Raw genomic sequence first — 25,120 nt, forward strand, 5'->3', positions numbered from 1 at the left:
ATTTCTTACCCCAATAATGCACGCGTATTTAAAATTGGCGTAGGAATAACCGTAAATCCTTTTATTTTTTGGATATTTTGAATCAGTTGTCGTGACTTCTGATCGGGTAGCTGATTCAGTAGTTCAATCATTTGTAGCAGCGATTTTTGGTATTCTAGATACTGACCTTGTTGCAAAGCCTGCTGTGCAATTAATAATCGCAATTGCACTTCTTTTAAGATTAAAGGTCTTTGCATTAAAGCCACGGCGGGTTGCTTCGCAGGTTCAATCACAATCCAACGCTGCCAAAAATATTTATTTTGTGGTTGGCTTGCATTTAATTGTGGCGTCTTGATTTCTTGTGTTAATGCTTGATCAAGCTGACGCATAACCACATCGAGTTTTTCTTGCTGAGCAACTCGAGCACTCACAAATTGCTGAATCACCTGTTGATCTTTCTGAATCACCTGATGCAAACTTTGCTTCAATGACGGTGCCAAAGCATATTGCTCTAGATTACGATCGAGCTGCATGAGTTTATCTAAGGCATCATTAAATTTTTGCTGTTGCAACATAAATTCAATTAAATCCAGTTGCTGCTTCACAACAAAAATCGGATCTATGCTTGAAGGTTGTATTGTTGTTACATCAGGTTGATTTGGACTGACCGACGCATCTTTAACATTGACATGACGTTGTAAAGCCACGAGCTGGTCATTTAAATTTGCATTGCTTTGTTCAATACGGTGCAGACTATTGCTGAGTTCTGTCTGTTGTGCAGTAATTTCAAATACGTCATAACTTAATTTTAAAATCCAGAGCAGACCTAAAACGAGTAATAAAATGAAAATTTTCTTCATGTGTTCCCTTGCACAACTGCAATCTGCTGCAAAATTGAATCTGTTTTTAAATCAGATAATCGCGTGACATTAAAACATGCTTGATGATTTTTTTTATAATCTGAAACAACTTGATACAAGCGCTGCCCCAAAACCAAGTAATGCCCTTTGGCAATAATCTCATCTTTAGCTTGCACTAGATCAATCCAATTGATCCAGCTCGCTTCACTACTCACCACCATATAATATTGTTTTTCTTGTGCCAATTTAGCCAATAAATGAGGGAAATTCTGTTGGGTCAATATAGGGCAACGACGCTGATATAACACAAAATTGAGAATATTTATGCCTTGCTGTTTCAAATGATCCATCATAAACAGACGACCGCCTTCACCACGCCAAAAAGCAATACCCGTCCCCGCACTCAAGGTTTGTAAAATGGGCAGCTGTAACATTCCCTCTGATGTTTCCACCAAAGGAACTTCTGCCGTAATCCCATATTTAGCTAAAGCTTGCGCTGTCTTGTCCCCAACGGCAATCCACTGGATATGCTGAATAGCCTCAAGTGATAAAGAAGCTTTGCTTAAATAAGCCATCCCAATTTCAACCGCTGTTGGGCTGACCACAACAATCACCTGAGTAGCAGGCAATCGTTGATAAAGATCTGATAGGCTGTCTGACCAAGGCTGGGCCACCAATTCCAATAAAGGTAAATCCAACACTTCAATTTGAGCCATGCGTAATGCATGACTCAAATTTTCAGCACGATCTTGGGGACGTGTATTAATAAACAACATCTTAATAGAACGCTTTAAGCAAATCGCCTGCGCCTTGTTCAAGTAACTTTTGAGCCAGCGTTTCACCCAACTGTTCAGCTTGCTCAGGAGTGCCCTTAAGTGCAACTTTCAATAAAGTTGCACCATCAACACTACCGACACGACCTTCAATGTGGAGTTGACCTTGACTTAAAGCGGCATAACCTGCAATGGGCACTTGGCAACCGCCTTCCAAATACGCATTGAAAGCACGTTCTGCACGGACGCAAATATCGGTCTCATCATGTAACAGCGGCAAAATAAGATCCAGTACCGCTTGATCCGCAGCACGACATTCCAAGCCCAATGCACCTTGTCCGACGGCAGGTAAACTAATCTCAACTTGTAAGGTATGACGAATACGATCTGCCAAACCGAGGCGCTTTAAACCCGCACTGGCCAAAATAATGGCATCATACAAACCTGCATCTAATTTAGATAAACGCGTACCCACATTACCGCGCAAGTCAACAATTTCAAGATCTGGGCGCTGTTTTAAAATCTGGCATTTACGACGCAGACTTGAAGTACCGACTTTTGCCCCATGCGGTAATTCAGCAAAACTGTGATATGTATTTGAAACAAAAGCATCCAACGGATCTTCTCGTTCACAGATCACAGCAAGCGTTAATCCTTCAGGCAATGCCATAGGCACATCTTTCATAGAATGAACAGCTAAGTCAGCACGACCATCAAGCAATGCTTCTTCTAACTCTTTCACAAATAAACCTTTGCCACCAATTTTGGCCAAAGGCGTATCTAAGATTTTGTCACCTTGCGTCACGAAGGTCACCAACTCAACTTTAAGATCAGCATGCATTGCCTCTAAACGGGCACGAATATGTTCGGCTTGCCATAATGCAAGCGGGCTTTGTCGAGTTGCAATCTTCAAAATTTTCATAAATTTTAGAAACAGTCAATAAATGCGTTGTTCTAAACTTAACGTGCTGACTTAAAAATGCAAGTAAATTTGCGCACTTGTTGTCAGCAAAATCATGAACATCAGCTTTACATTTTCTGTATTCGCTCTCTTAAATGCGGCAAATGACGCCTGCTCACGGCCAAACGCTCCTCCAGTTCACGACAACGAACTTGATACTGTCCTGAACTAATCACTTCGAGTCCATCCAAAAACTGTACTGAAACCAAGGCATTTCGATGAATACGAATAAATTGATCGCCAAATTCATTTTCTAAGTCTTTTAAGGTTTCATCAATCAGTAAATTGCCATTCTTATGCCGTACCGTGACATATTTTTGATCTGCTAAAAAATAATAAATATTTTCCACAGGTACTAACTCTACACCTCGGTAGGTTTTCGCCACGATTTGATGGCGTTTTATGTTTAATTCGTCCATATCTTCTTTTTGTTTTAACGTGCTCATTTGTGCTTGAGTCAGTTTTGTTAAATGATCTAAAACCTGTTGCAATTCCTGCTGCATCACGGGTTTTAATAAGTAGCCCTCTGCATGTGACTTAAATGCATCTAAAGCATGTTCGTCATAAGCAGTACAAAAGATAATGGCGGGCATAAAATCAAGCTGACGCAAATACTGTGCACAACTCAAGCCATCCATTTCAGGCATTTGAATATCTAAAAGTACGACATCTGGCTCGTGAAATTGAGCCAGATCAAGCGCCTGCTGACCATGTGTGGCTGTTGCAACGACTTGATGCCCTAGTTGAGTGACTAAACGTGATAAGCGCTCTACTGCGAGAGGTTCATCATCACAAATTAGGATGTCCATTTCTCCTCCTTTCCCAGTCAACATCATTTTTTTTATAGGTTAACTATGATTTCTTATTTATATCGATATTGCACAACTGTGGTAAATATCCCCTTCCCTGCATAGGTCTGAAAGACCACACCGCGTCCATAATAAGCTTGTAAACGCTGTTTTACATTATCAACTGCAATTCCATTTCCTTGTCGTAATGTTATTTTATCCTGTGTGTAAGGGTTAGTAATGACTATATTGACTTGATTTTGCAATATTTCGACCAATATACTTATCGTACTCTTTGTTAAGAATTTTTCAACTCCATGAAAAATACTATTTTCAACTAAAGGTTGTAAAGTTAATAACGGAATTTGTATATGAGAAAAGAGAACTTCCTCATCATATTTCCATTCTACTTGCAATCGATCACCTAATCGAATCTGTTCAATGGCTAAATAACGCTGACACAGTTCAATCTCATCTCTTAATCTGACCAGTTTAAGCTCTTGAAAACTTGCACGAAATAACCGTGATAAATTCAATAACATTTGCTCCGCTTTATCGGGGTCGATGCTAATTAAACTAATCACACTATTCAAACTGTTAAACAGAAAATGTGGATGGATACGGGCTTGCATGGCTTGAACACGTGCATTGAGTTCACTATTTTGTTGTCGTGCCCATTGCTCGCGCAAATACAAATAGCGAAAACAAAATGTCCCAATCAGCACCCCATAGCCCAAATGTAACATCACACCATCAAATAAAATATCTGCTGTTAAATGATGCAAGTGAAAATTTTGTCCGAAATAAATCAAGCCATTGAGTGCAACAGTGGTCAGCAACAAAATAACTTGCAACAGAATAAAGCCAGTACATAACGCTTGTGCAAAACTTAAATGCTGAAATTTTTGCTGAAATCGTTCAATCAATGCGACAAAACACAGTAAAATCCAATTGATAAACAACATATATTGCAGCAATCGGTCTACACTTAAAGCACCCCATGATTGCGCTTCTGCTAAAGCTAAAATCATCGCCAAAATATTACTGGCAATAAATAATTCGATTAAATGTTGCCAACGCCCGATTTTCGTAAAAAAATAGGCATATGTCTTATTTCCCTTTGTATGAGCAAAAGTTTGGTCATCTTGTCCTTCGGCAAGTGAACCTGAATTTGTTATACTGTTCTTAGTTCTAATGCTTTTTATCTTATTGAGCCGACATGACCACATCTTCTAATTCCTCAAATCCGTCACAAACCCAAACTTCGGGTATGTGGGGCGGTCGTTTCTCTGAAGCTACTGACGCTTTTGTTGCTGAATTTACAGCATCTGTACAATTTGACCAACGCTTTTATAAACAAGATATTGCAGGTTCTATTGCACATGCAACCATGCTCGCAAAAGTGGGCGTACTGACTGAGCAAGAACGTGACGACATCATCACCGGCTTAACTGCAATTCAAGCAGACATTGAAGCAGGTAACTTTGAATGGCGCATTGATCTAGAAGATGTACACATGAACATTGAGTCGCGTTTGACTCAACGTATTGGGATCACAGGTAAGAAATTACATACCGGTCGTAGCCGTAACGACCAAGTCGCAACAGATATTCGTTTATACGTGCGTGACGAAATTGATGCGATTTTAACATTACTGGAAAAATTACAAAAAGGAATTTTGGGCTTAGCAGCTAAAAATACCCAAACCATTATGCCGGGCTTCACCCATTTACAAACAGCACAGCCTGTGACTTTTGGTCATCACTTAATGGCATGGTTTGAAATGTTAGTGCGTGATTCTGAGCGTTTGATTGACTGTCGTAAACGTGTCAATCGCTTACCTTTAGGTTCTGCTGCGCTTGCAGGCACAACCTATCCGATTGAACGTGAATACACTGCGGAACTGTTAGGTTTTGAAGCCGTGTGTGAAAACTCGCTGGATGCGGTTTCTGATCGTGACTTTGGCATTGAATTCAATGCGGCTGCATCGCTTATCATGATGCACTTGTCGCGTATGTCGGAAGAAATGATTCTTTGGACTTCTGCACAGTTCAAATTTGTCAATATTCCTGACCGTTTCTGCACAGGCTCTTCCATTATGCCGCAGAAGAAAAACCCAGATGTTCCAGAACTCATTCGAGGTAAAACAGGTCGCGTCTATGGCGACTTAATGAGTCTTTTAACCCTGATGAAAGGTCAGCCTTTGGCGTATAACAAAGACAACCAAGAAGATAAAGAACCCTTGTTTGATGCGATTGATACTGTTCGTGGTTCACTAATGGCATTTGCAGACATGATTCCTGCGCTTGTACCCAACATTGAAATTATGCGTGAAGCTGCACTGCGTGGTTTCTCGACCGCAACCGATCTGGCCGATTATTTGGTTAAGAATGGCGTGGCATTTCGTGATGCCCATGAAATTGTCGGTAAAGCGGTCGCACTGGGTGTTCAAGAGTCTAAAGATTTATCTGAACTTACACTTGAACAATTACAACAATTCTCAGATTTAATTTCTGAAGATGTCTTTGAAAAAGCCCTCACGCTAGAAGCTTCTGTCAATGCACGTAATCACATTGGCGGGACTGCACCTGCTCAAGTGGAAGCGGCGATTGCACGTGCTTATACTCGCTTAGAAAAACTTTACGCTTAAGGAAGAATGAGAGATGTCTCGACAGGTTTTTTGCCGTAAATATCAAACAGAAATGGAAGGCTTAGACTTTGCACCTTTTCCGGGTGCAAAAGGTCAAGAATTTTTTGAAACTGTATCTAAACAAGCTTGGCAAGAATGGCTAAAGCACCAAACGACGTTAATCAATGAAAAACGTTTAAATGTGTTTGAAGCAGATGCGAAGAAGTTTTTAGAAGAACAACGCGAAAAATTCTTTAGCAATGATGAGTCTGTGGAAAAAGCTGAAGGTTGGACTGCCGAAAAATAAGGTATGGCCTTATTTTTCTGTAAGACTAGCACGCTACACTGGCTTTGATTCTTAAAGTGTCTACAATTTAAGACTTAAAGCGATATTCATATCGCTTTGAATAAAAAGCTCCATTTAAATGGGGCTTTTTTGCTCTCTATTTGCACGAAATTCCGTTTTTAAGCGCAACAGTTCACTGGTTAGAACCCGAAAAGCATGGCGATGTTTCAGTCATTTTTTAACATTTAGAAATAACTGTAAACCAAAACTACATTTCTAAATAAAACGATACATTACAACACAATAACCTACATGACTCTAGAAACTCATTCCCTTATACTCAATCCCAAGAAGATGGTTAAACATCTTATAAAAATACAAGTATTTTCGATTTCAATTCTAGATTTCCCCCAAAATCTAGAATTTTTTTTGTCTCGGATTTTTTTGATGATTTTTAAAACCAATCCATTGAAATAAAAAACGCCTTCATAGAGGCGTTTTGACTAAATTCTTCAAGCGCAACTTAAGGCTGTTTAAGGTAAGGCCACGCGGCTTTTAAATAAATAAACATTGACCACAAAGTTAGAATCACAGCGGTATAGAGTAAAAGATAAGCTAAAGTTTCAAGCGGTTGCCAATTTAACAGGAACACTGAAATTGCAATCATCTGAAAAGCCGTTTTATATTTACCCACAGTCGATACTGCAACACTGGTACGTGCACCCAGTTCAGCCATCCATTCACGTAAAGCAGAAACCGTAATTTCACGTGAAATAATCACAATCGCGGCAAATGCCATCGAAATACTGGGTTGCCATTGCACCAAAACAATCAGTGCAGCTGCGACCATAAGCTTATCTGCCACAGGGTCAAGAAACCGACCAAATGCAGAGGTTTGATTGAGTGAGCGTGCCAAGTACCCGTCGAACCAATCTGTTATAGCTGCAACCACAAAAATAGCCGTTAAAATCATGTGACGAGTCATGTTACTGTCTTGCTCAGCAGCACCGATTATTGGTGGCCAATAAGCCACCAACAAAAAAACGGGTATTAAAGCTATACGCGCCAAAGTCAAGATATTTGGAATATTCAGGATTCGACCTGTAGTCATAGACACCGCCAATGTTCCCCTTTATGTACGATGAAAAACCACACATATTCTGAGAATTGATTCATCGTTAATTCAGACTCACTTTATACGAATTGCTATACAGTGTCACTAGGCAAACACGGTAACTGTCTGCCTAGAAATTGCAATCAATCTATTTTCCGCATCCCACAGATGTGCATATTCGGTGGAATAACCTTCTGCCGCATAGTCAGTAAATACTTTATATTTAAACCAATCGTATAATTGGTGCTGTACTGGATGAACATAAGTCACATGCCATGTCAGGGAACTGGCAGGTGCCAGTGTTTGAAACATCGGCAATACCCCCGGTGGCCAGATATCCAGTAAGGTCATCAGTTCTGCAACCGTCAAGTGATCATTTTCATGCTGCGCTGGATTAAAACGGAACCAGCCACCAAAATCAGGTTTCGCACTGGCAGTACAAGGATAATTGCCTTCTGCCCAGCACACATCAAATTGTTGATAACACTGTGGCATCGCGGCCTGCTGAGGAAGTTTAGCGAGGCTTTGTGGCTCTGGATAGATAGGCGCTGTTCGCTCTTGTTTTACTTGAATGCTTGATTCACGCTGTGTACCAAAACTGGCAATTAAAATACTTTGTACCGCATCATCTTGCCATAAACGCACTTCAATGGTGGTGACTGACTTGCCTTGTCTTAAAATTTCAGCCGTGAGTCGTGCCTTACGTTCTTGTACTGGACCAACAAAGGTGACACTGGTACTGAGTAAGCGTTTTGCTGGATCAGCGATGGTCACCAAAGCCTTTTGCATCATCATCCCTGCCACTAAACCACCATAAATAGTGCGTCCTTGTAACCAACCTTGCGGGATATTGACCCACTCATCTTGTTCAATTTCTGTGAATAATTGGCGCAATGACATGCTTTGTCCTTTATCGTTTTTGCTTTACGCTATCTTTCACTGATTTTGTAGTGTTGTGAATGATCAATGACTCATGCGTCAGTGAGCATTTTTGCTAATCGGCCCTAAATGGCTTCATGCAGAATTTTATAAATGGTTCTCGCCATGACTTCCCCCAGTCCAGATACCAGCATGAGCTCTTTTTCTGAAGCTTTCAGCACGCCTTGAATGCCACCAAAATGAGTCAATAAATCACGGCGACGTTTTGGCCCTAATCCTGGAATGGCTTCTAAAACCGAGCCACCGCGTTTTTTATCGCGTTTGGCACGATGTTTGGTAATGGCAAAACGATGGGCTTCATCACGCACCTGTTGAATCAAATGCAGTGCTTTATGGTCTTCTGCTAATTGAATTTTTGTGCCATCGGTGAAATGCAGCGTTTCCAACCCCGGTTTGCGCCCTTCACCTTTAGATACCCCCACCATAAATGCATCTAATCCAAGTTCTTGCATCACTTGCATGGCCATGTGCAATTGACCTTTACCACCATCAATCAAAAGTAAATCGGGCAACATGGCTTTTTTATAACGACGCGTCAGGGCTTGGCGCATGGCAGCATAGTCATCACCGCCAGTAATATCTTCGATGGAAAATTGACGATAATCACGTTTTCGCGCACCGCCAGTATCAAATACCACACAAGAGGCAATGGTGGCTTCGCCCATGGTATGTGAAATATCAAAACATTCTATCCGATCAATCGGTCGCCCCACCACTTGCTCAAGCTGATGAAAACGCTCATTCAATTCAAAATGGTTGGCCAGTTGCCCTTTAATCGCATGCTGAACATTCATATTTGCCAGCTCAAGCCACTCAGCACGGGTTTCTCGTACCTTGTGCTTAATCTGCACCTTTTTATCAAATGCCTGTTGTAGTGCTTGCTCTAATTCTTTGCTGTTTGGCAATTCGGTATTAACAATCAACTCATTGGGAACTTCATCTGCCACTTGAAAATAAAAGTTCGCCATAAAATCCGATAACATTTGTCCTAAATCATCGCCCAACATATCAGGGAAATAGCTTTTCCCACCGAGCATTTTGCCATTGCGGACATACATAATCTGCACACAGGTCACCCCTGCATGATAGGCAATCGCCAGAATATCGGCTTCCCCTTTGACTGTATAAATCGCTTGTTGTGACTGCACATCACGTAGCAATGCCATACGATCACGGTAAAATACTGCTTTTTCAAACTCCAAAGCTTCAGCAGCAGCTTCCATTTTGGCAATCAACTCTTGATTGAGTTCTTTAGTATCACCCTGTAAAAATCGTATCGAATTTTGAACATCTTGCTGATAATCTTCAGGCGAAATCAAACCCACGCACGGCGCGGTACAGCGTTTAATTTGATACTGCAAACATGGACGTTTACGCTGGGAAAAATAGCTGTTTTCACATTGGCGCACGTTAAAGAGTTTTTGTAAAACCAACAAGGTATCACGGGCATTGTATGCACTTGGGTACGGGCCAAAAAATTTACCTTGCTGATGTTTGCCCTTCCCCCGCCCACTGGCAATTCTTGGATATGGCTTGTCACTGGAAATAAAAATATAAACGTAGGATTTATCATCGCGCAACATAATATTGTACGGTGGTCGATGCAGCTTAATTAGATTTTGTTCAAGCAATAAGGCTTCAGTTTCGGAACGAACAATCAGCGTTTCAATGTCATAAATACGGGCCACCAACGCCTGTGTTTTGGGATGCTCGATGGTTTTTACAAAGTAGCTCGACACGCGGTTTTTCAGATTTTTTGCTTTGCCGACATACAGCAATTCACCATCTTTACCGAGCATGCGATAAACACCGGGCAAGGTCGTCATATGGGCTAAAATCTTTTCAATATTGTCACGTGCGTTTTCGTTCACGACAAACCTATAATCTAAATAGACATGACATGATGTGATGCTTTTACAGGCTTTTTCAAGCTTTAAATCGGTAAATCTAGTTTTACTGAAGGGAAATAAAAATATTTAACTTTATCAAAATGATGATCTATATTTTGCTACACGACATTTGACCCATCAATGACCTGCTGAATAAAAACCAATATGCAATGTGGATTGCATCCACTTAAAAGAGCATGACTGAACCTTTTTTATCATGCACTTTTTGAGATTGAACTTGCCAATCAACACATAATGCACCGTTCATTCCATTCAACACATCCAACTCAACGCTAAAAATTGCGCTGCAAAAACTATTGCAGTGTGATATTGAGTGCTTGGCAAAAGGCCTCTTTATTTCGCGGTGAAAGCAAAATAAATTTTGTTTGCCCATCTTTTAAATAATCAATCCGTAAACGATCTAAAGACAACGCTGGCGATGAAATGGAAAAATCTGTTTTTGTCACTTTTTGAATATTGGATAGCGGAATTTTCCATTTAAAAAATAAACAGGTAATGACCAATGTGTCTTTATCAATCACATATCGGGTATTCAGCACAGGCCACCAAATCAACACAATCGTTAACGCATAGACCACCGCAAATAATAGGTTTTGACTGAGCGTCCCCTTTGCATACATGGTCAACACTAGCTGTAGCAACAGACCAGACATCGCAATAAAAAAAGCTAAAATCCACCAATCTATTTTTGAACGAAACTTTTGCATAGGGCTTCCTTGGTTAGGCTTATATCTTACACAAAGCAAAGTCGATGAAACATAAAAGACCTATTTATTTTATGGATTTAAATTTTTTCTTTAAATTGTAATCTGGAAAATGCACGTACACCAAGCTTGATCCTACAGCGAAACATGCATCACGCCATGCTCTTTCAAAAAGGCAATTGACTTTTTTGACTAAAAACCAAGATAAAAACAGCTTGAAATTAAACTCAATCACCCAATATATAACAGGCTTAAAAAGTAAAAAATGTGAACTGAAACAAAAGTTTTATAACATTGCAATAAAATATATCTAAAAATGAACTGTTAAACATATGGGATTATTGAAAAAAAATTGATGACCCTTGCGTCACGGCTTGATACAACTTGTTATGTTCTTTTTAGATATAGTTATCGTAAGATTAGCGAAGTTTAATGTACGTGAAAACTGCGTACATACTTCAAAACATCAACTTAAGAAGTCCTCCAAAATAAAGGAGATCAGGCATGATCCACGCTGGCAATGCCATTACCGTCCAAATGCTTTCGGACGGAATTGCAGAATTCCGCTTTGACTTACAAGGTGAGTCGGTCAACAAATTTAACCGTGCAACCATTGAAGATTTTAAAGCCGCTATTGAGGCTGTAAAAGCCAATAGCGACGTTAAAGGTTTAATCGTGACAAGCGGTAAATCAACATTTATCGTTGGTGCAGACATCACTGAATTTGGTGAGAACTTTGCTCAGGGCGAAAAAGCAATTGTGGAATGGGCAATGCCTGTTCACGACATCTTCAATGCTTTTGAAGATTTAGAGCTTCCTAAAGTTGCTGCAATCAATGGTATGGCATTGGGTGGCGGTTTTGAGATGTGCTTAGTCTGTGACTACCGTGTCATGTCTGATGCCGCTCAAGTCGGTCTGCCTGAAATCAAACTCGGGATCTACCCTGGTTTCGGTGGTACGGTTCGTTTAAGCCGTGTCATTGGTATTGACAATGCAGTTGAATGGATGGCGATGGCTAATCCTAAAAAACCTGCTGCAGCACTAAAAGATGGTGCGGTTGATGCGGTTGTTGCTGCTGACAAACTTAAAGACGCTGCTATTGACTTGGTTAAACAAGCGCTTGCTGGTCGCGTAGACTGGAAAGCAAAACGCCAAGAAAAACTTGATCCTGTGAAGTTAAGCCCAATCGAACAAATGATGGCGTTTAACTCTTCTAAAGGTATGGTGCTTGCAAAAGCAAACCCAGCTCAATACCCGGCACCAAAATTATTATTGGATTCTTTACAAGCAGGTGCAAGCCTTCCACGTAACGAAGCCTTAAAAATTGAAGCTGAAGGTTTCGCTAAAGCTGCGGTAACACCACAAGCAGGCGCATTGATTGGTTTATTCATCAATGACCAAATTGTGAAAAAAACCTCGAAAAAACATGAAAAAGGTGCGCATCCTGTCAACCAAGCTGCGGTATTGGGCGCGGGTATTATGGGTGGCGGTATTGCTTACCAAGCGGCAAGCAAAGGCACACCAATCATCATGAAAGATATTGGTAATCCACAACTTGCACTAGGTATGTCTGAAGCGAACAAATTGTTGACCAAACAAGTTGAACGCAAAAAAATGACTGCTGCAAAAATGGGTGAAACCCTTGCACGCATTCGTCCAACTTTAAGCTTAGATGAGTTTAAAGAAGTGGATATCGTGATTGAAGCGGTAACTGAAAATCCGAAAATCAAAGCGGCTGTGCTTGCGGACACTGAAAAATCAGTGCGTGAAAACACCATCATTGCATCAAATACGTCGACCATTTCAATCACACGTTTGGCAGAAAGCCTACAACGTCCTGAAAACTTTGTCGGTATGCACTTCTTTAACCCAGTTCACATGATGCCTTTGGTTGAAGTGATCCGTGGTGAGAAAACGTCTGATGAAGCGATTGCGACGACTGTTGTTCTTGCTCAGAAAATGGGTAAAACACCAATCGTAGTCAACGACTGCCCAGGCTTCCTTGTAAACCGTGTATTGTTCCCTTACTTCGGTGCATTTGACCTTCTTCTTAAAGATGGTGCTGACTTCCAACAAGTCGACAAAGTCATGGAAAAATTCGGCTGGCCAATGGGTCCTGCTTATCTTATTGACGTTGTCGGTATTGATACAGGTGTTCATGGTGCTGAAGTCATGGCGGAAGGTTTCCCTGACCGCATGAAGCCTGACTACAAAGGCGCGATTGAAATCATGTACGAAAACAAACGTCTTGGTCAAAAGAATGACGTTGGTTTCTACAAGTACGAACTTGATCGTAAAGGCAAGAAAGCCAAAAAAGTTGATCCAACAGCTTATGAGCTTGTTGCATCTATGGCGACTACTGAAAAACACGAGTTTGATGCACAAGAAATCATTGATCGTATGATGCTGACTTTCTGTAACGAAACTGTTCGTTGCTTAGAAGACAACATTGTAGCGACTGCTTCTGAAGCGGATATGGCAATGATCATGGGTGTAGGTTTCCCTCCATTCCGTGGTGGTCCATGCCGTTACATCGACCAAACGGGTGTAGCTGAATACGTAGCACTTTGCGACAAATATGCACACTTAGGTAAAGCTTATGAAGCGCCACAAATGTTGCGTGACATGGCTGCTAACAACAAAAAATTCTACGGTTAAGGAGCAACGTGAATGGCTACTTTAAATCCACGTGACGTTGTCATCGTTGATGGCGTACGTTCAGCAATGGGTAAAACCAAAAACGGTATGTTCCGCAATGTACGTGCTGACAGCTTATCTGCTGAATTGGTTCGTGCTTTAGTTGCTCGTAACCAGTTTGATGTCAACGAAGTTGAAGACCTAATCTGGGGTTGTGTTAACCAAACCTTAGAACAAGGCATGAACATTGGTCGTAACATTGCGTTATTGGCTGACTTACCAAAAACTGTTGCAGGTCAAACTGTTAACCGTCTTTGTGGTTCATCTATGCAGTCTATTCATACTGCTGCGGCTCAAATTGCGACTAATCAAGGTGATGTTTTCATCATCGGTGGTGTAGAGCATATGGGTCACGTTGGTATGATGCACGGCATCGACCTGAATCCTGAAGCATCTAAACATTATGCAAAAGCGTCGAACATGATGGGCTTAACCGCTGAAATGTTAGGTCGCATGAATGGCATTTCGCGTGAAGAACAAGATGCGTTTGGTGTTGAATCACACCGCCGTGCTTGGGCTGCTACACAAGAAGGTCGTTTCAATAATGAAATCGTGGGTGTTGAAGGTCATGATCAAAATGGCTTCAAAATCCTATGCGACATCGACGAAGTTATTCGTCCAGACGCTAACCTTGAGTCATTCAAATCGTTACGTCCTGTATTTGATCCGAAAGGCGGTACGGTAACTGCGGCAACATCTTCAGCTTTGTCTGATGGTGCTTCTGCAATGTTACTGATGTCTGCTGAACGCGCTCAAGCATTAGGTCTTAAGCCACGTGCTGTAATTCGCTCTATGGCGGTTGCAGGTTGTGATGCTGCGATCATGGGTTATGGCCCAGTTCCAGCAACGCAAAAAGCACTTAAACGTGCTGGCTTAAGCATTAGCGATATTCAAACATTTGAATTGAATGAAGCTTTTGCTGCACAAGGCTTGTCTGTCATGAAAGGCTTAGGCATTTATGAAAAACAAGACCTGATCAACTTAAACGGTGGCGCAATTGCTCTTGGTCACCCATTGGGTTGTTCTGGTGCACGTATCACCACGACATTGCTTAACGTAATGGAACAACAAGATACGCAAATTGGTCTTGCGACTATGTGTATCGGTTTGGGTCAAGGTATCGCGACCATTATCGAACGTGTTTAATTCTTAAATCGTTTGAGATAAAAATCCTCGCTTTGGCGGGGATTTTTTTATTGCATAAAATGAAGTCTCGATCTTTTATTGAAAAGCTTTAAATTCAAAAACATGAACTAGACAGAACAACATGTAGCAAATTATTATCACGATTTCAACAAATAATAAGGTTCTAACAATGTTTAAAAATATGGCAGCCGATTTAATGGGAACAAGCGATATCGGTAAAATTATTGAACCGAGAGATTATGATAAGACTGATATAGATGACTATATTTTCCATGAAGACAATGAAAAAATATTTTTTCTAATCAAAGCTAAAACAGATGAATATTGTTTTACCAATACTGCTTTTATTCATCTTGATGGTACTAGTGCGGTGAGTAAAAAACGGACTTTAAATCGCTATCCATATAAACATTATCAGATCAGTCGAGTGTTACTTGAAACGGCCGGTACGATTGATCGGGACGTTGAACTCAAGTTCCAACTTGGAACAGCAACTTATTCAATTGATATTGAAAAATCACAAATTGAGAAAGTCCGTGATTTATATAAGGCACTATTTAGTATTGGCGAAGCATGCAAAGAAATTGAACGTCAAACATCAACACTGATGCAAACCCAACAAGCCGTGAATAATATGTTTTCTCTGCGTGAGCTGCCTGAACAAGTTGTACTTAACTTACCCGACATTATTTGCCAAACCACACTTCAAGTTGAAGAAAATCTGACTAAACGTCGTAAACAAATTGAAAACTATGATTTTTCTACAATTTTTGAACGCTATCTCAAACAATAAATAGCATTATAGAATTACCGTCAAATTGAAAAAATACAGTCTCAATCTGATTTAAACATTTGGAATATTTAATATTTTTTGTAAACATCCTCGCTTTTGTGGGGATTGTTTATTATTGTTCTATCAAGATTTTTATAAGTATTTATTACTATTTAATATTCAAAATACTGGGAGTAAATGGATGTTTATATCACTCGCAAAGACAACGATTAGTTTAGGGATCATTGGAACCATACTCACAGGCTGCGCAACCAAAACCCTCATCACCAAAGACACTCAAACCTATACCAGAACCAGCAAAGTTACGCTCGTTGAAGATACTGTGGTCGCTTTTGGCAAACCAGCTCAAACAACAACCAATTTACCGCAAAATAGTTTGGTCATTGCTGGACAAAAAAATAGCTATATTCTGACTCAAGGTGGTGCACAGTTTGTCAACTTAATCAGTAAACTTGACCCCAGCAATATCCAAATAACCAAAGAGCTACAATTTTTCTCTGAAAAAAATGATGGTCATTTTTCAGGAATCTTGCCTTTATCTTATGTCAAGTTACAAGAAGATATTAGCAAAAAGGATTTAGCATTTTTTATCGAAAATGGTGCAGAGGAATGTTCAACTTCAAGTGATAGACGCATGAATGCTCAACGCTTTTGCTTTAATTTAAAATTAGCAGGCGTGGTCTACCCTGTTGCGAACAATATTGCTTCGCTCAAGGCATTAAGCAAACCTTATCAAGTGACGATCTATACCAACAATCAAGAAAGCTATAAATCAAGTTCAAAAATGAATCCCTTAGAAAAATTGGTTTTACTGCCATTTGCGGTTGCCATTGATGTTATTTCTTTACCTTTTCAAGCGGCTGAAAAGATTTTTGATTAACTCAATTTAGGGCAGAATATTTTAGACATGATCAAATGTGTTTAATGCTCAAATCGTTTGAAATACCCCGCTAAGTGCGGGGATTTTTATTATGATTTAAAGACCTTTAAAGGTACGGTGAATTTCCCCTTTCCTTCACAAGTGATAGAAATTTTTTCATCTAAAGCAAACATTAGCGTCTCAAATTTTTCAAAACCATGCTTATTATGTTCTTGTGATTTCTCAGTATAACTTTGAATAAATTAACATCAGGTCATCGCAAACAATTAATAGCATGTAACCATTGCGCAACATCCTGTTATAACTCTGTAATTTTAGTGGAATATTCACACAATTAGAGGTGACTTATTCAGCATATGTCCAAACTTAAAAACAATAAGCGCTACCATACATCACTTCAAATATTCCACATTATTTATTCAGGATTGTGACTCATGAATGCTCTTCAAACTGCTATGGCACTGGTTTTCGTTGCAGCTACGACTTCAGCGATGGCGACTACACCTGTAGAAGCAACTCCAGCTGCAAAAGTTGCCACTATTCAAGCACAAGTTAAAGCAGATGCAGTTCAAACGACAACTGTTGCAAAGAAACAAGCCAAAACCACAGCGACTGCTGTTACAAACAAAGCGACTGAAGTGAAAGATGCGACTGCGCAAAAAATTGTTGCTGCAAAAGATGCAAGCATTACTCAAACTGCTGAAGTAAAAGATGCTGCTGTCGCACAAGCAACTGAAGCAAAAGACACTGTTGCTGCTGAAACAGAGGAAGTAAAACAAGCTGTAACTGAACAAGTTGCTCAAGCTGAAGAAAAAGTTGAAGCGGTAAAAACTGAAGAGAAAAAATCATTCTTCTCTTGGTTTAAAAAGAAAGCTGCGTAATTTCGGCTTAAAATCAAAGTATTGATAAAAAAGGATGCTATTCATTAGCATCCTTTTTTTAAATCAAAATATTCGTGTTTATGTAGATGGCAGCGCATCGTGCTATTCAGGGCAGTTACCGCTGGTTGGGACAGATGACCAATCTCATTTCACCCATCAACGATTGATCACACCAAATGAAAATTGCTCTCGACTAATTTGTACATTGGTTGCATTACGGTCTATACCAAAAGGTGCGAGCATAATATACAAACCTTCTCGGGGATCAGGAGATTGCAAACCTTTTGCAATTGCCAAAACATGTTGCTGCAATGCCAGTGGCAAGCTGTTTAAATCGGGTATTGGCCCCTCAGGCACAAGCTCTAAAGTGGTCACAATGGTTGGATCAACCACAAAGTTTTGAGTATCTAGCTGTATTTTCATGACTCTATGCTGCAAAGCTTTGACTTCTTGAGGATCTTCCTGATATTGAATCACCCCTGTTTCAGCTCTTAACTCAGGTTCTGCTAAAGTTCTTAACATCGGCAGTTCAACCGTATCGGCAAAAGTCGCAGAGATAGGAAAACTGACAGCAAGTGTAACAATCACAAAAGACGCATATTTTAGGAGATTCATGGTAGCTCTACTCAAAAAAATAAAAGTAAATAAACAACCTTCAACACCTGTAATTATATAATAAACCATCGAATGAATGACTTTTGTTCTGATCAATGGTTTTAGACAAATTCCAACTTTTGTTAAAAAATACTTTAATTTTTCCTCTTTAACGAGATCAAATCCTGCATCAAAAACACAACATTAAATTCACTAAAATTTTAAAAAATCATAATGTTAAATTCGTTGTACGACATGAATATCTTGTCTATAAAGCAACTCACTAAGACTTTATTTTTTCACTGTTCCTACACGTAGCAGTACAGGAAATGTTACATCTAAGTGTTCAGGTGCAGCTTTTAAGGCAGTTGAAATCAATTGAAGTGGATCATCAGAATGCTGCTCTTGATAATGTTTTAGTGCTGACCATGTATTTAAATAACTCAGCAATTGTTGCGCTGTCCATTGATAGTGTAAAGATAGCGCTGGTACAGCCTTTTCTTGAAAAGGAAATGGGATGGTTTGATAGAGTTCATCAATATAACGGCGCTCACTGTCCCAATAACCCTTTAAGGTTTCAAAATACAACTGTTGAATCAAATGATTCAGCGCAGCATCTTGCAGCTGAATTAAGCCATAGCCAATAGCCGCCACCACACCTTGCGGTTTAAGCACGCGTTTCACTTCAAGATAAAATGCCTCAAAGTCAAACCAATGTATAGCTTGAGCCACCGTGACCAAATCTATAGATTGCGTGGGAATACTGGTCTGCTCTGCCGCTTGCACTTGATAGCTGACATTGTCGAAATAAGGCGCATGTTGTAACTGGGCATCGCTGATATCGGTTGCCACCACATGATCGAAATACGGTGCTAATAGTTGGGTGAATTGTCCAGAACCCGCGCCACAATCCCATGCAAAGCTATTTTCAGGCACATGCTGTAAAATTTCTTTTAAAATCTGTATGGAATAATTTGGACGGGCTTGTTTATAAAGCAGACTATGCTGAGAAAAGAGATCTTTCATTGTTTTAATGTTCAAATCAATTTTTATAAAATGACTATACTCAGAAAAATAACCCACTGTCATGCAACTTGTCTAACAATTTTAAGCATAAAAAAACCCTCAAACATTGTTTGAGGGTTTTTTGAATATGGTGGCGAGACCCAGGTTCGAACTGGGGACACACGGATTTTCAATCCGTTGCTCTACCGACTGAGCTATCACGCCAATGCCGTGTATTAAGCCGTATCTCAGGACATTAGTCAATATAATTCATCACATTTTTATTTGATTGAATATTTTTTACCCAAAAAAAATCCCTGATGGGATCAGGGATTGAAATCTTTAAATAGATTTTAAATATGGTGGCGAGACCCAGGTTCGAACTGGGGACACACGGATTTTCAATCCGTTGCTCTACCGACTGAGCTATCACGCCAATGTCGCGTATTAAACAGTTTAAGTGTTTTTCAGTCAAGTTACTTTTGTGCTTTTTAAAACAACCGTTTATTTTTACAGCAAATTCATCCTGATTTGATTATTTTTTATTTAATACTCACTCTGTCATTTAACCTTTGACACTTTTTAACCCATAAAAAAACAGCTCAATGGCTGCTTTTTTATCATTCAATCCAGCTTAAATTTTTTCTAAATTGGCTAAGCAACGATGAATTGCGCCACACCCAGGTTCAAAGACTTTAACGCCTTTGGCTTCTTCCATACGACAAACTTCACTCACCAGCCTTTCCGCAACACCACGCCCACGGTTAGCAGGATGAACCACGATATTTTCCAAGGTCTTACTTTCCCCTTGTCCAGTGCACCAAATTGCCCCAATCACTTTAGTATTAAATTCTGCTGTGTAAACTAAGGTATACTGAGCCAAGTTTTGCTCTAGTTGTTCAATGGCATCCTGCCCATCACTAAATTCTGGGCTGGTGTCATACAGTCGCTCAAGCTGGCTGCGCACTTCGTCATTTTCTAGTGAAGTATAAGCATGTACGGTAATAGGCATTGATTAACCCTCCTGAGCAATCTAATATGCGGTGATTTCGTCACCGCGAAAAAACATTTTACATCATCATTTTTGACGTTTTTGAGGAACGTGTCTATGACGCAGCGTATCAGTGAAGTGGTAAGAAACACGAACGAAACCAAAATTCGAGTTCGTGTGAATCTTGATGGTACGGGTCAAGGCACCCTCAATACAGGTATTCCATTTTTAGACCATATGATTGATCAAATCAAGCGACACGGCTTATTCGATATCGACATTCACTGTGATGGTGATTTAGATATCGACGATCATCATACCGTAGAAGACTGTGGTATCACGCTTGGTCAAGCATTTGCACAAGCCTTGGGTGACAAAAAAGGCTTACGTCGTTATGGTCATTTTTATGCACCACTGGATGAAGCTTTAAGTCGTGTCGTGGTCGATTTATCTGGTCGTCCCGGCTTATGGATGGATATTCCATTCACTCGCGCACGTATTGGCACCTTTGATGTTGATCTATTCTCTGAATTTTTTCAAGGCTTTGTGAATCATGCGCTGATGACATTACACATTGACAACTTGAAAGGTAAAAATAGTCATCACCAAATTGAATGTGTATTTAAAGCCTTTGCACGCGCACTGCGTATGGCCTGTGAAATTGACCCACGTGCAGAAAACACGGTTGCTTCAACCAAAGGAAGCTTGTAATGACCCGTATTGCCCTTCTTGATTATGGCATGGGAAATTTACACTCTGCCGCCAAAGCCTTAGAACATGTTGGTGCAACTGTAGATGTGACCAATGATCCCAAACTGATTGCCCAAGCGGATAAAATTGTCTTTCCCGGGGTCGGTGCAATGCGTGACTGTATGCAAGGCATGCATGAAGCAGGTATTGATGACGTGGTACGCAATGCTGTATTCAACAAACCTGTGCTGGCGATTTGTGTTGGTATGCAAGCGTTAATGCAACACTCTGAGGAAAATGGCGGTGCAGATGCACTGGGTATTTTTGAAGGTAGCGTCAAACGTTTTCCCGATGTGGCCGGTTTAAAAGTACCCCATATGGGCTGGAACCAAGTGCATCAGGCAGACCCAAGCCATCCCATGTGGAAAGACATTGAGCAAGATGCACGTTTCTACTTCGTACATAGTTTCTATGTTGAACCGAAAAATGCCGATCTTGTGGCTGCAACCTGTGATTACGGTCTAGAATTCTGTACCGCAATTCATCAAGAAAACTTGTTCGCGACTCAATTCCATCCAGAAAAAAGTCATACCGCAGGTTTACAATTATTGAAAAACTTCGTGGAATGGGCTATTTAATTTTATTCTCGCAAAAAAGCCCGCATGATGCGGGCTTTTTTTATTGATGCACTATCTGCTGTTTAATCTTGGTTAAAAACCGATTATTATTTGACTGCTTGTTAAAATACCAACTAAAAAACTGGAACATAATAATGAATAATACTGTAAATGACTCTGTGCTGAATGCTGCTGGGCGCTTTAGTCGCTTTTCTTACCTTGGATGGAATGGCCTATTATTGCTTGTCATGATGCTTCTAGGCATTATCGTTGCCATAGCGCTCCCTAGTTCTGCTCCAGACACGAATCAAGACATGCCTGTCTTTGCCATGATTATTTTAGGCATACTGTATATTGCCCTCATTTACTTTAGTTTTATTTTCGCTGTTCGCCGCCTACATGACCGCAATCACAGCGGCTGGCTGTCTTTACTGATGCTAGTGCCTTTAGTGAATATTGGTATGGCGCTATATTTAACTTTTGCCAAAGGCGATGCGTATGCAAACCAGTTTGGTTTGCCAAGAGTAACGCGAACATGGGAAAAAGTTTTGGGTTGGATTTATGTGTTAATTTTCCCTATCGGCATTTTAGCCGCCATTGCGATACCCGCTTATCAAGACTATGTGCAGCGTGCTCATCAAGGGCAAATCGAAATACAGCAAAAAGCTGAGTAAAGCGATACATCAAACACAGCTCTAAAGTCTGCACTTGTGTAGGCTTTATTTTTGCCATTACGCTTAAAACACGTTAGTCTTCAAAAAAACTTAAGTTTTATTGCTAATGAATAATTTCAGCCTTCATCAAGTTTTACCCAGCAAAGAACAAATTCAACAATTACCTGTATTTCAAAATCTTCCATTACAACAAATTCAGGTGATTCACTCGCTGCAACAATGTCATGCCATTGAACAAGAACTCAAAACTTGTACCCTCTTCGGTTTTGACACCGAATCTAAACCGACCTTTAACAAAGGTGAAGTTTCAACTGGCCCCCATCTCATTCAATTGGCAAGTCGTGATCAAGCCTATTTATTCCAAATTAATCCTTCAATACTTGAGTTCCTAAAAGCGATTTTTGAAAATAAAAATCAAATGAAAGTCGGCTTTGGTTTAAAAAACGATGCTCACTTATTCCGTAAAAAAGGCATTGAACTGCATAATGTAATTGAATTATCTAAATGTTTTTCAGCATTTGGCTTTAGCAACCCAATGGGGCTTAAAAATGCTATGGCGCTTTTATTTCAAGTCAACTTCCCCAAAAGTAAAAAAATAAGTACGTCCAACTGGGCACGAAAAATACTGACCCCACATCAAATTGAATATGCAGCTGCCGATGCTTATGCGCCTGTACTGGTTTTTGAAGAATTATTACGTTTGGATCTATTGCCCAAAAGCATTCCCAGTCATTTATTAAAATTAAGCATGCAGCGGAACACAATAAAAGCTGAAACTGATGCTTAGAAAATTGGCAATATTTTGCTAAGATTGCAGATAATACATTCTTTATAAGATTTGGCTAGGAGCGCAAGCATGCTGATCATTCCAGCAATTGACCTGAAAGATGGCAAATGTGTCCGTTTAAAACAAGGTCGTATGGAAGACGATACCGTATTTTCTGATGATCCCGTTGCAACGGCACAGCATTGGGTCAATGAAGGCGCGCGTCGCTTACATTTGGTCGATTTAAACGGTGCTTTCGCAGGTACGCCAATTCATAAACCTGTGGTTGAAGCAATTGCACGCGCACAGCCTGAACTCCCTATCCAGATTGGTGGTGGCATTCGCTCACTTGAAACCATCGAACACTATTTAGATGCCGGTGTATCTTTTGTGATTATTGGTACTAAAGCCGTTCAAGACCCTGCATTTGTTGAAGAAGCATGTAAGAAATTTGCAGGTCACATCATTGTCGGTATCGATGCCATGAATGGTATGGTTGCAACAGATGGCTGGGCCAATGTGACTGACGTTAAAGCCACTGATTTGGCAAAACGTTTTGCCGATGCTGGGGTATCGAGCATTGTTTATACTGACATCGCACGTGATGGCATGATGCAAGGCGTGAACATTGAGCAAACGGTCAATTTGGCAACCTACTCAGGCTTACCTGTGATTGCATCTGGTGGCGTCACCAACCTAGATGATGTCCGCAACTTAAAAGGTCAACCAGGTATTTTAGGTGCTATTACAGGCCGTGCCATTTACGAAGGCACATTGAATCTTCGTGAAGCGCAATCCTTATGGGATAACGAAGCTCTCTAAGTTTACAGATGCTAAAAAGAGGTCTTCGGACCTCTTTTTGATGCTTCAAATTTAGTACACCACATTACGAATAAATTTCACTGTTTGATCACTTAGGTTCTGATAACAGTATTTTACTGCGCTGGAATACACCAGTGAATCTCCTGCTTGCAAAACCTTTGACGTACCCGCCACATCCAGTGTGAGCTGCCCTTCAATGACATACAGCATTTCATGCCAGCCTTGTGGATCAGGTTCTGCTTGATACTGCTCTTTGGGTTCCAGCGACCACACCCAAAGCTCAACGACTTGTTTTGCTGGTATAGATGTCATCAGCTTAGCAAAACTTTCTTTGCTTTTGCCTTGCCATGCCAATTCATTAATCACGGCGTGATCCTGCTGACTCAGGGGACTGACTAATGTGGCAAAATCGACCCCTAGCCCACTCGCAATTAAACTCAGTTTGGCGAGACTAATATTATCCTGACCCGATTCAATGCCAGCAATCATACGTCGACTCACCCCAGCTAAATCAGCCAACTGTTGCTGGCTTAAGTGCTTCAAATCTCGAAAATAGCGTACATTATGACTGACATGTTGTAAGACTTGGCTGGGTTGACTCATATTTTTTTACTCAAAACCAATGCGCACTATATTGCACAAAAGATAAAAATGAAGCAAGATACGTGCAATATATTGCACAAACATTCAAATGAACACTGCACTCGCCCAACATAACAAAGCACCTCAAGTGGCTTTAATCCTGATCACCCTCATTTGGGGAGGGACATTTTTAGCCGTACAATATGCACTCAATTATAGTTCTCCAATGTTTTTTGTCGGCTGTCGTTTTTTAGCAGCAACGATTATGATCGGATTACTGTCCCGATCTCATTTAAAAAGCTTCAGCAAACAAGACCTGTATGCAGGCAGCTTAATTGGGTTCACCATTATGCTGGGTTACGGCAGCCAAACCATTGGCTTACAAAGTATCAGTAGCAGTGAATCGGCTTTTTTAACTGCGCTGTATGTGCCCTTAGTCCCCATTTTACTGTGGTTGATTTTCCGTAAACGTCCTCATGTGATGACATGGATGGGGGTATCGTTTGCCTTTATCGGTTTAGTCTTTCTCACTGGTAATGGTCTACAGCAAATTTCACTTAATTTTGGGCAAATTTTGACGCTGTTAGGTTCAATTGCCATTGCACTGGAAATTATCCTGATCAGTTATTTTGCAGGAAAGGTGAATATTCAACGTGTTACGGTCATTCAACTGGCCATAGCATCCTTACTGGCTTTTGCATCCATGCCTTTGGTGGGTGAACAGCATTTACCTTCATTTTCTTGGACTTTGGTTGCAGTCACAGTTGGATTAGGCTTAGCCAGCGCACTAATTCAATTGACCATGAACTGGGCTCAGCGTTCTGTTGCGCCCTCTCAAGCCGCAATTATTTATGCAGGGGAACCCGTTTGGGCAGCACTCTTTGGACGAATTGCAGGAGAACGTTTGCCTGCCATGGCTTTATTGGGTGGATTATTGGTGGTGATCGGAGTGATTTTAAGTGAATGGAAGCCTAAATTTTTGAAGAAAATACGGAACAAAAAAGAGTTCCAATAGAACTCTTTTTTGTTTAAACATTCA

Annotated in this window: 26 protein-coding genes and 2 tRNA genes; 13 read left to right on the forward strand and 15 right to left on the reverse strand. The window is 40.4% G+C overall.

Annotated features, from left to right (window positions below):
* Positions 1-5: 5 nt before the first annotated feature.
* The 5 genes from B9T30_RS07125 to B9T30_RS07145 all read right to left on the reverse strand — a co-directional run bounded on the left by B9T30_RS07125 (position 6) and on the right by B9T30_RS07145 (position 4,590).
* Positions 6-839 (reverse strand): hypothetical protein, encoded by an 834-nt coding sequence (locus B9T30_RS07125; protein WP_086184363.1) that lies wholly within the window; start codon positions 837-839, stop codon positions 6-8.
* On the reverse strand, positions 836-1,615 hold the full coding sequence (locus B9T30_RS07130; protein ID WP_086184364.1) for a uroporphyrinogen-III synthase: 780 nt from the start codon (positions 1,613-1,615) through the stop codon (positions 836-838). The genes B9T30_RS07125 and B9T30_RS07130 overlap by 4 nt, the downstream gene beginning before the upstream one ends.
* Position 1,616: 1 nt before the next feature.
* Positions 1,617-2,534 carry a hydroxymethylbilane synthase gene (hemC, locus tag B9T30_RS07135; protein WP_086184365.1) on the reverse strand — a complete coding sequence of 306 codons (918 nt, stop codon included), beginning with the start codon at positions 2,532-2,534 and terminating at the stop codon, positions 1,617-1,619.
* Between the two features lie 107 nt (positions 2,535-2,641).
* Entirely contained in the window at positions 2,642-3,382 is a 741-nt protein-coding gene (locus B9T30_RS07140; protein ID WP_086165252.1) for a LytR/AlgR family response regulator transcription factor, read from the reverse strand.
* Between the two features lie 53 nt (positions 3,383-3,435).
* Positions 3,436-4,590: a sensor histidine kinase gene (locus tag B9T30_RS07145; protein ID WP_086184366.1), complete on the reverse strand. Its 1,155-nt coding sequence runs from the start codon at positions 4,588-4,590 to the stop codon at positions 3,436-3,438.
* On the opposite strand from B9T30_RS07145, the gene argH reads away from it, so the two are divergent.
* Positions 4,581-6,011, forward strand: a complete 1,431-nt coding sequence (gene argH / locus B9T30_RS07150; RefSeq protein WP_086184367.1) for an argininosuccinate lyase — start codon at positions 4,581-4,583, stop codon at positions 6,009-6,011. The two genes, B9T30_RS07145 and argH, sit on opposite strands and share 10 nt — an antisense overlap.
* 13 nt (positions 6,012-6,024) lie before the next feature.
* Entirely contained in the window at positions 6,025-6,297 is a 273-nt protein-coding gene (locus B9T30_RS07155) for an oxidative damage protection protein (RefSeq protein ID WP_004650676.1), read from the forward strand.
* Positions 6,298-6,799: 502 nt separating this feature from the next.
* Here B9T30_RS07155 and pgsA read toward each other — a convergent pair.
* The 4 genes from pgsA to B9T30_RS07175 all read right to left on the reverse strand — a co-directional run bounded on the left by pgsA (position 6,800) and on the right by B9T30_RS07175 (position 10,946).
* Entirely contained in the window at positions 6,800-7,387 is a 588-nt protein-coding gene (gene pgsA, locus B9T30_RS07160) for a CDP-diacylglycerol--glycerol-3-phosphate 3-phosphatidyltransferase (protein WP_004650677.1), read from the reverse strand.
* A 108-nt stretch (positions 7,388-7,495) separates the two neighbouring features.
* Positions 7,496-8,290: a thioesterase family protein gene (locus B9T30_RS07165; RefSeq protein ID WP_086184368.1), complete on the reverse strand. Its 795-nt coding sequence runs from the start codon at positions 8,288-8,290 to the stop codon at positions 7,496-7,498.
* A 104-nt stretch (positions 8,291-8,394) separates the two neighbouring features.
* Complete coding sequence (gene uvrC / locus B9T30_RS07170; RefSeq protein WP_086184369.1) at positions 8,395-10,200, reverse strand: excinuclease ABC subunit UvrC; 1,806 nt, start codon at positions 10,198-10,200, stop codon at positions 8,395-8,397.
* Positions 10,201-10,532: 332 nt separating this feature from the next.
* Positions 10,533-10,946, reverse strand: a complete 414-nt coding sequence (locus B9T30_RS07175; RefSeq protein ID WP_086184370.1) for a PH domain-containing protein — start codon at positions 10,944-10,946, stop codon at positions 10,533-10,535.
* A gap of 501 nt (positions 10,947-11,447) precedes the next feature.
* Between B9T30_RS07175 and fadB the strand changes: the two genes are divergently transcribed.
* From fadB to B9T30_RS07200, 5 genes are all read left to right on the forward strand, one after another.
* The gene (gene fadB, locus B9T30_RS07180) at positions 11,448-13,601 is read left to right on the forward strand and encodes a fatty acid oxidation complex subunit alpha FadB (RefSeq protein WP_086184371.1); all 2,154 of its coding nucleotides are present in this window, start codon (positions 11,448-11,450) and stop codon (positions 13,599-13,601) included.
* Positions 13,602-13,613: 12 nt separating this feature from the next.
* Entirely contained in the window at positions 13,614-14,786 is a 1,173-nt protein-coding gene (gene fadA, locus B9T30_RS07185) for an acetyl-CoA C-acyltransferase FadA (protein WP_086165259.1), read from the forward strand.
* A 169-nt stretch (positions 14,787-14,955) separates the two neighbouring features.
* Entirely contained in the window at positions 14,956-15,579 is a 624-nt protein-coding gene (locus B9T30_RS07190) for a PH domain-containing protein (RefSeq protein ID WP_086184372.1), read from the forward strand.
* A gap of 181 nt (positions 15,580-15,760) precedes the next feature.
* Positions 15,761-16,459, forward strand: a complete 699-nt coding sequence (locus tag B9T30_RS07195) for a hypothetical protein (RefSeq protein ID WP_086184373.1) — start codon at positions 15,761-15,763, stop codon at positions 16,457-16,459.
* 434 nt (positions 16,460-16,893) lie between these two features.
* Positions 16,894-17,340, forward strand: a complete 447-nt coding sequence (locus tag B9T30_RS07200) for a hypothetical protein (protein ID WP_086184374.1) — start codon at positions 16,894-16,896, stop codon at positions 17,338-17,340.
* A gap of 156 nt (positions 17,341-17,496) precedes the next feature.
* Here B9T30_RS07200 and B9T30_RS07205 read toward each other — a convergent pair whose 3' ends face one another.
* From B9T30_RS07205 to B9T30_RS07225, 5 genes are all read right to left on the reverse strand, one after another.
* Positions 17,497-17,955, reverse strand: coding sequence for a hypothetical protein (locus B9T30_RS07205; protein WP_086184402.1), 459 nt, complete (start codon positions 17,953-17,955; stop codon positions 17,497-17,499).
* Between the two features lie 270 nt (positions 17,956-18,225).
* The gene (locus B9T30_RS07210; RefSeq protein ID WP_086184403.1) at positions 18,226-18,960 is read right to left on the reverse strand and encodes a class I SAM-dependent methyltransferase; all 735 of its coding nucleotides are present in this window, start codon (positions 18,958-18,960) and stop codon (positions 18,226-18,228) included.
* A gap of 128 nt (positions 18,961-19,088) precedes the next feature.
* Positions 19,089-19,164 (reverse strand) — tRNA-Phe (locus B9T30_RS07215).
* Between the two features lie 135 nt (positions 19,165-19,299).
* Positions 19,300-19,375: transfer RNA gene (locus B9T30_RS07220), tRNA-Phe, on the reverse strand.
* Between the two features lie 198 nt (positions 19,376-19,573).
* Complete coding sequence (locus B9T30_RS07225; protein WP_086184375.1) at positions 19,574-19,951, reverse strand: GNAT family N-acetyltransferase; 378 nt, start codon at positions 19,949-19,951, stop codon at positions 19,574-19,576.
* Between the two features lie 96 nt (positions 19,952-20,047).
* On the opposite strand from B9T30_RS07225, the gene hisB reads away from it, so the two are divergent.
* From hisB to hisA, 5 genes are all read left to right on the forward strand, one after another.
* Positions 20,048-20,641: an imidazoleglycerol-phosphate dehydratase HisB gene (gene hisB, locus B9T30_RS07230; protein ID WP_086184376.1), complete on the forward strand. Its 594-nt coding sequence runs from the start codon at positions 20,048-20,050 to the stop codon at positions 20,639-20,641.
* Entirely contained in the window at positions 20,641-21,258 is a 618-nt protein-coding gene (gene hisH, locus B9T30_RS07235; RefSeq protein WP_086184377.1) for an imidazole glycerol phosphate synthase subunit HisH, read from the forward strand. The genes hisB and hisH overlap by 1 nt, the downstream gene beginning before the upstream one ends.
* A gap of 134 nt (positions 21,259-21,392) precedes the next feature.
* The gene (locus B9T30_RS07240; RefSeq protein WP_086184378.1) at positions 21,393-21,911 is read left to right on the forward strand and encodes a DUF805 domain-containing protein; all 519 of its coding nucleotides are present in this window, start codon (positions 21,393-21,395) and stop codon (positions 21,909-21,911) included.
* Between the two features lie 106 nt (positions 21,912-22,017).
* Positions 22,018-22,698, forward strand: a complete 681-nt coding sequence (locus B9T30_RS07245; RefSeq protein ID WP_086184379.1) for a 3'-5' exonuclease — start codon at positions 22,018-22,020, stop codon at positions 22,696-22,698.
* A gap of 69 nt (positions 22,699-22,767) precedes the next feature.
* Complete coding sequence (gene hisA, locus B9T30_RS07250; protein WP_086165269.1) at positions 22,768-23,499, forward strand: 1-(5-phosphoribosyl)-5-[(5-phosphoribosylamino)methylideneamino]imidazole-4-carboxamide isomerase; 732 nt, start codon at positions 22,768-22,770, stop codon at positions 23,497-23,499.
* Between the two features lie 51 nt (positions 23,500-23,550).
* Here the strand turns inward: hisA and B9T30_RS07255 are convergent, their stop codons facing one another.
* On the reverse strand, positions 23,551-24,102 hold the full coding sequence (locus B9T30_RS07255) for a helix-turn-helix domain-containing protein (protein WP_086184380.1): 552 nt from the start codon (positions 24,100-24,102) through the stop codon (positions 23,551-23,553).
* 88 nt (positions 24,103-24,190) lie between these two features.
* Between B9T30_RS07255 and B9T30_RS07260 the strand changes: the two genes are divergently transcribed.
* Positions 24,191-25,096, forward strand: a complete 906-nt coding sequence (locus B9T30_RS07260) for a DMT family transporter (protein ID WP_086184381.1) — start codon at positions 24,191-24,193, stop codon at positions 25,094-25,096.
* The last annotated feature ends 24 nt before the right edge of the window (positions 25,097-25,120 follow it).

It is taken from the genome of Acinetobacter sp. ANC 4973, from assembly GCF_002135275.1.
Classification (GTDB): domain Bacteria; phylum Pseudomonadota; class Gammaproteobacteria; order Pseudomonadales; family Moraxellaceae; genus Acinetobacter; species Acinetobacter kyonggiensis.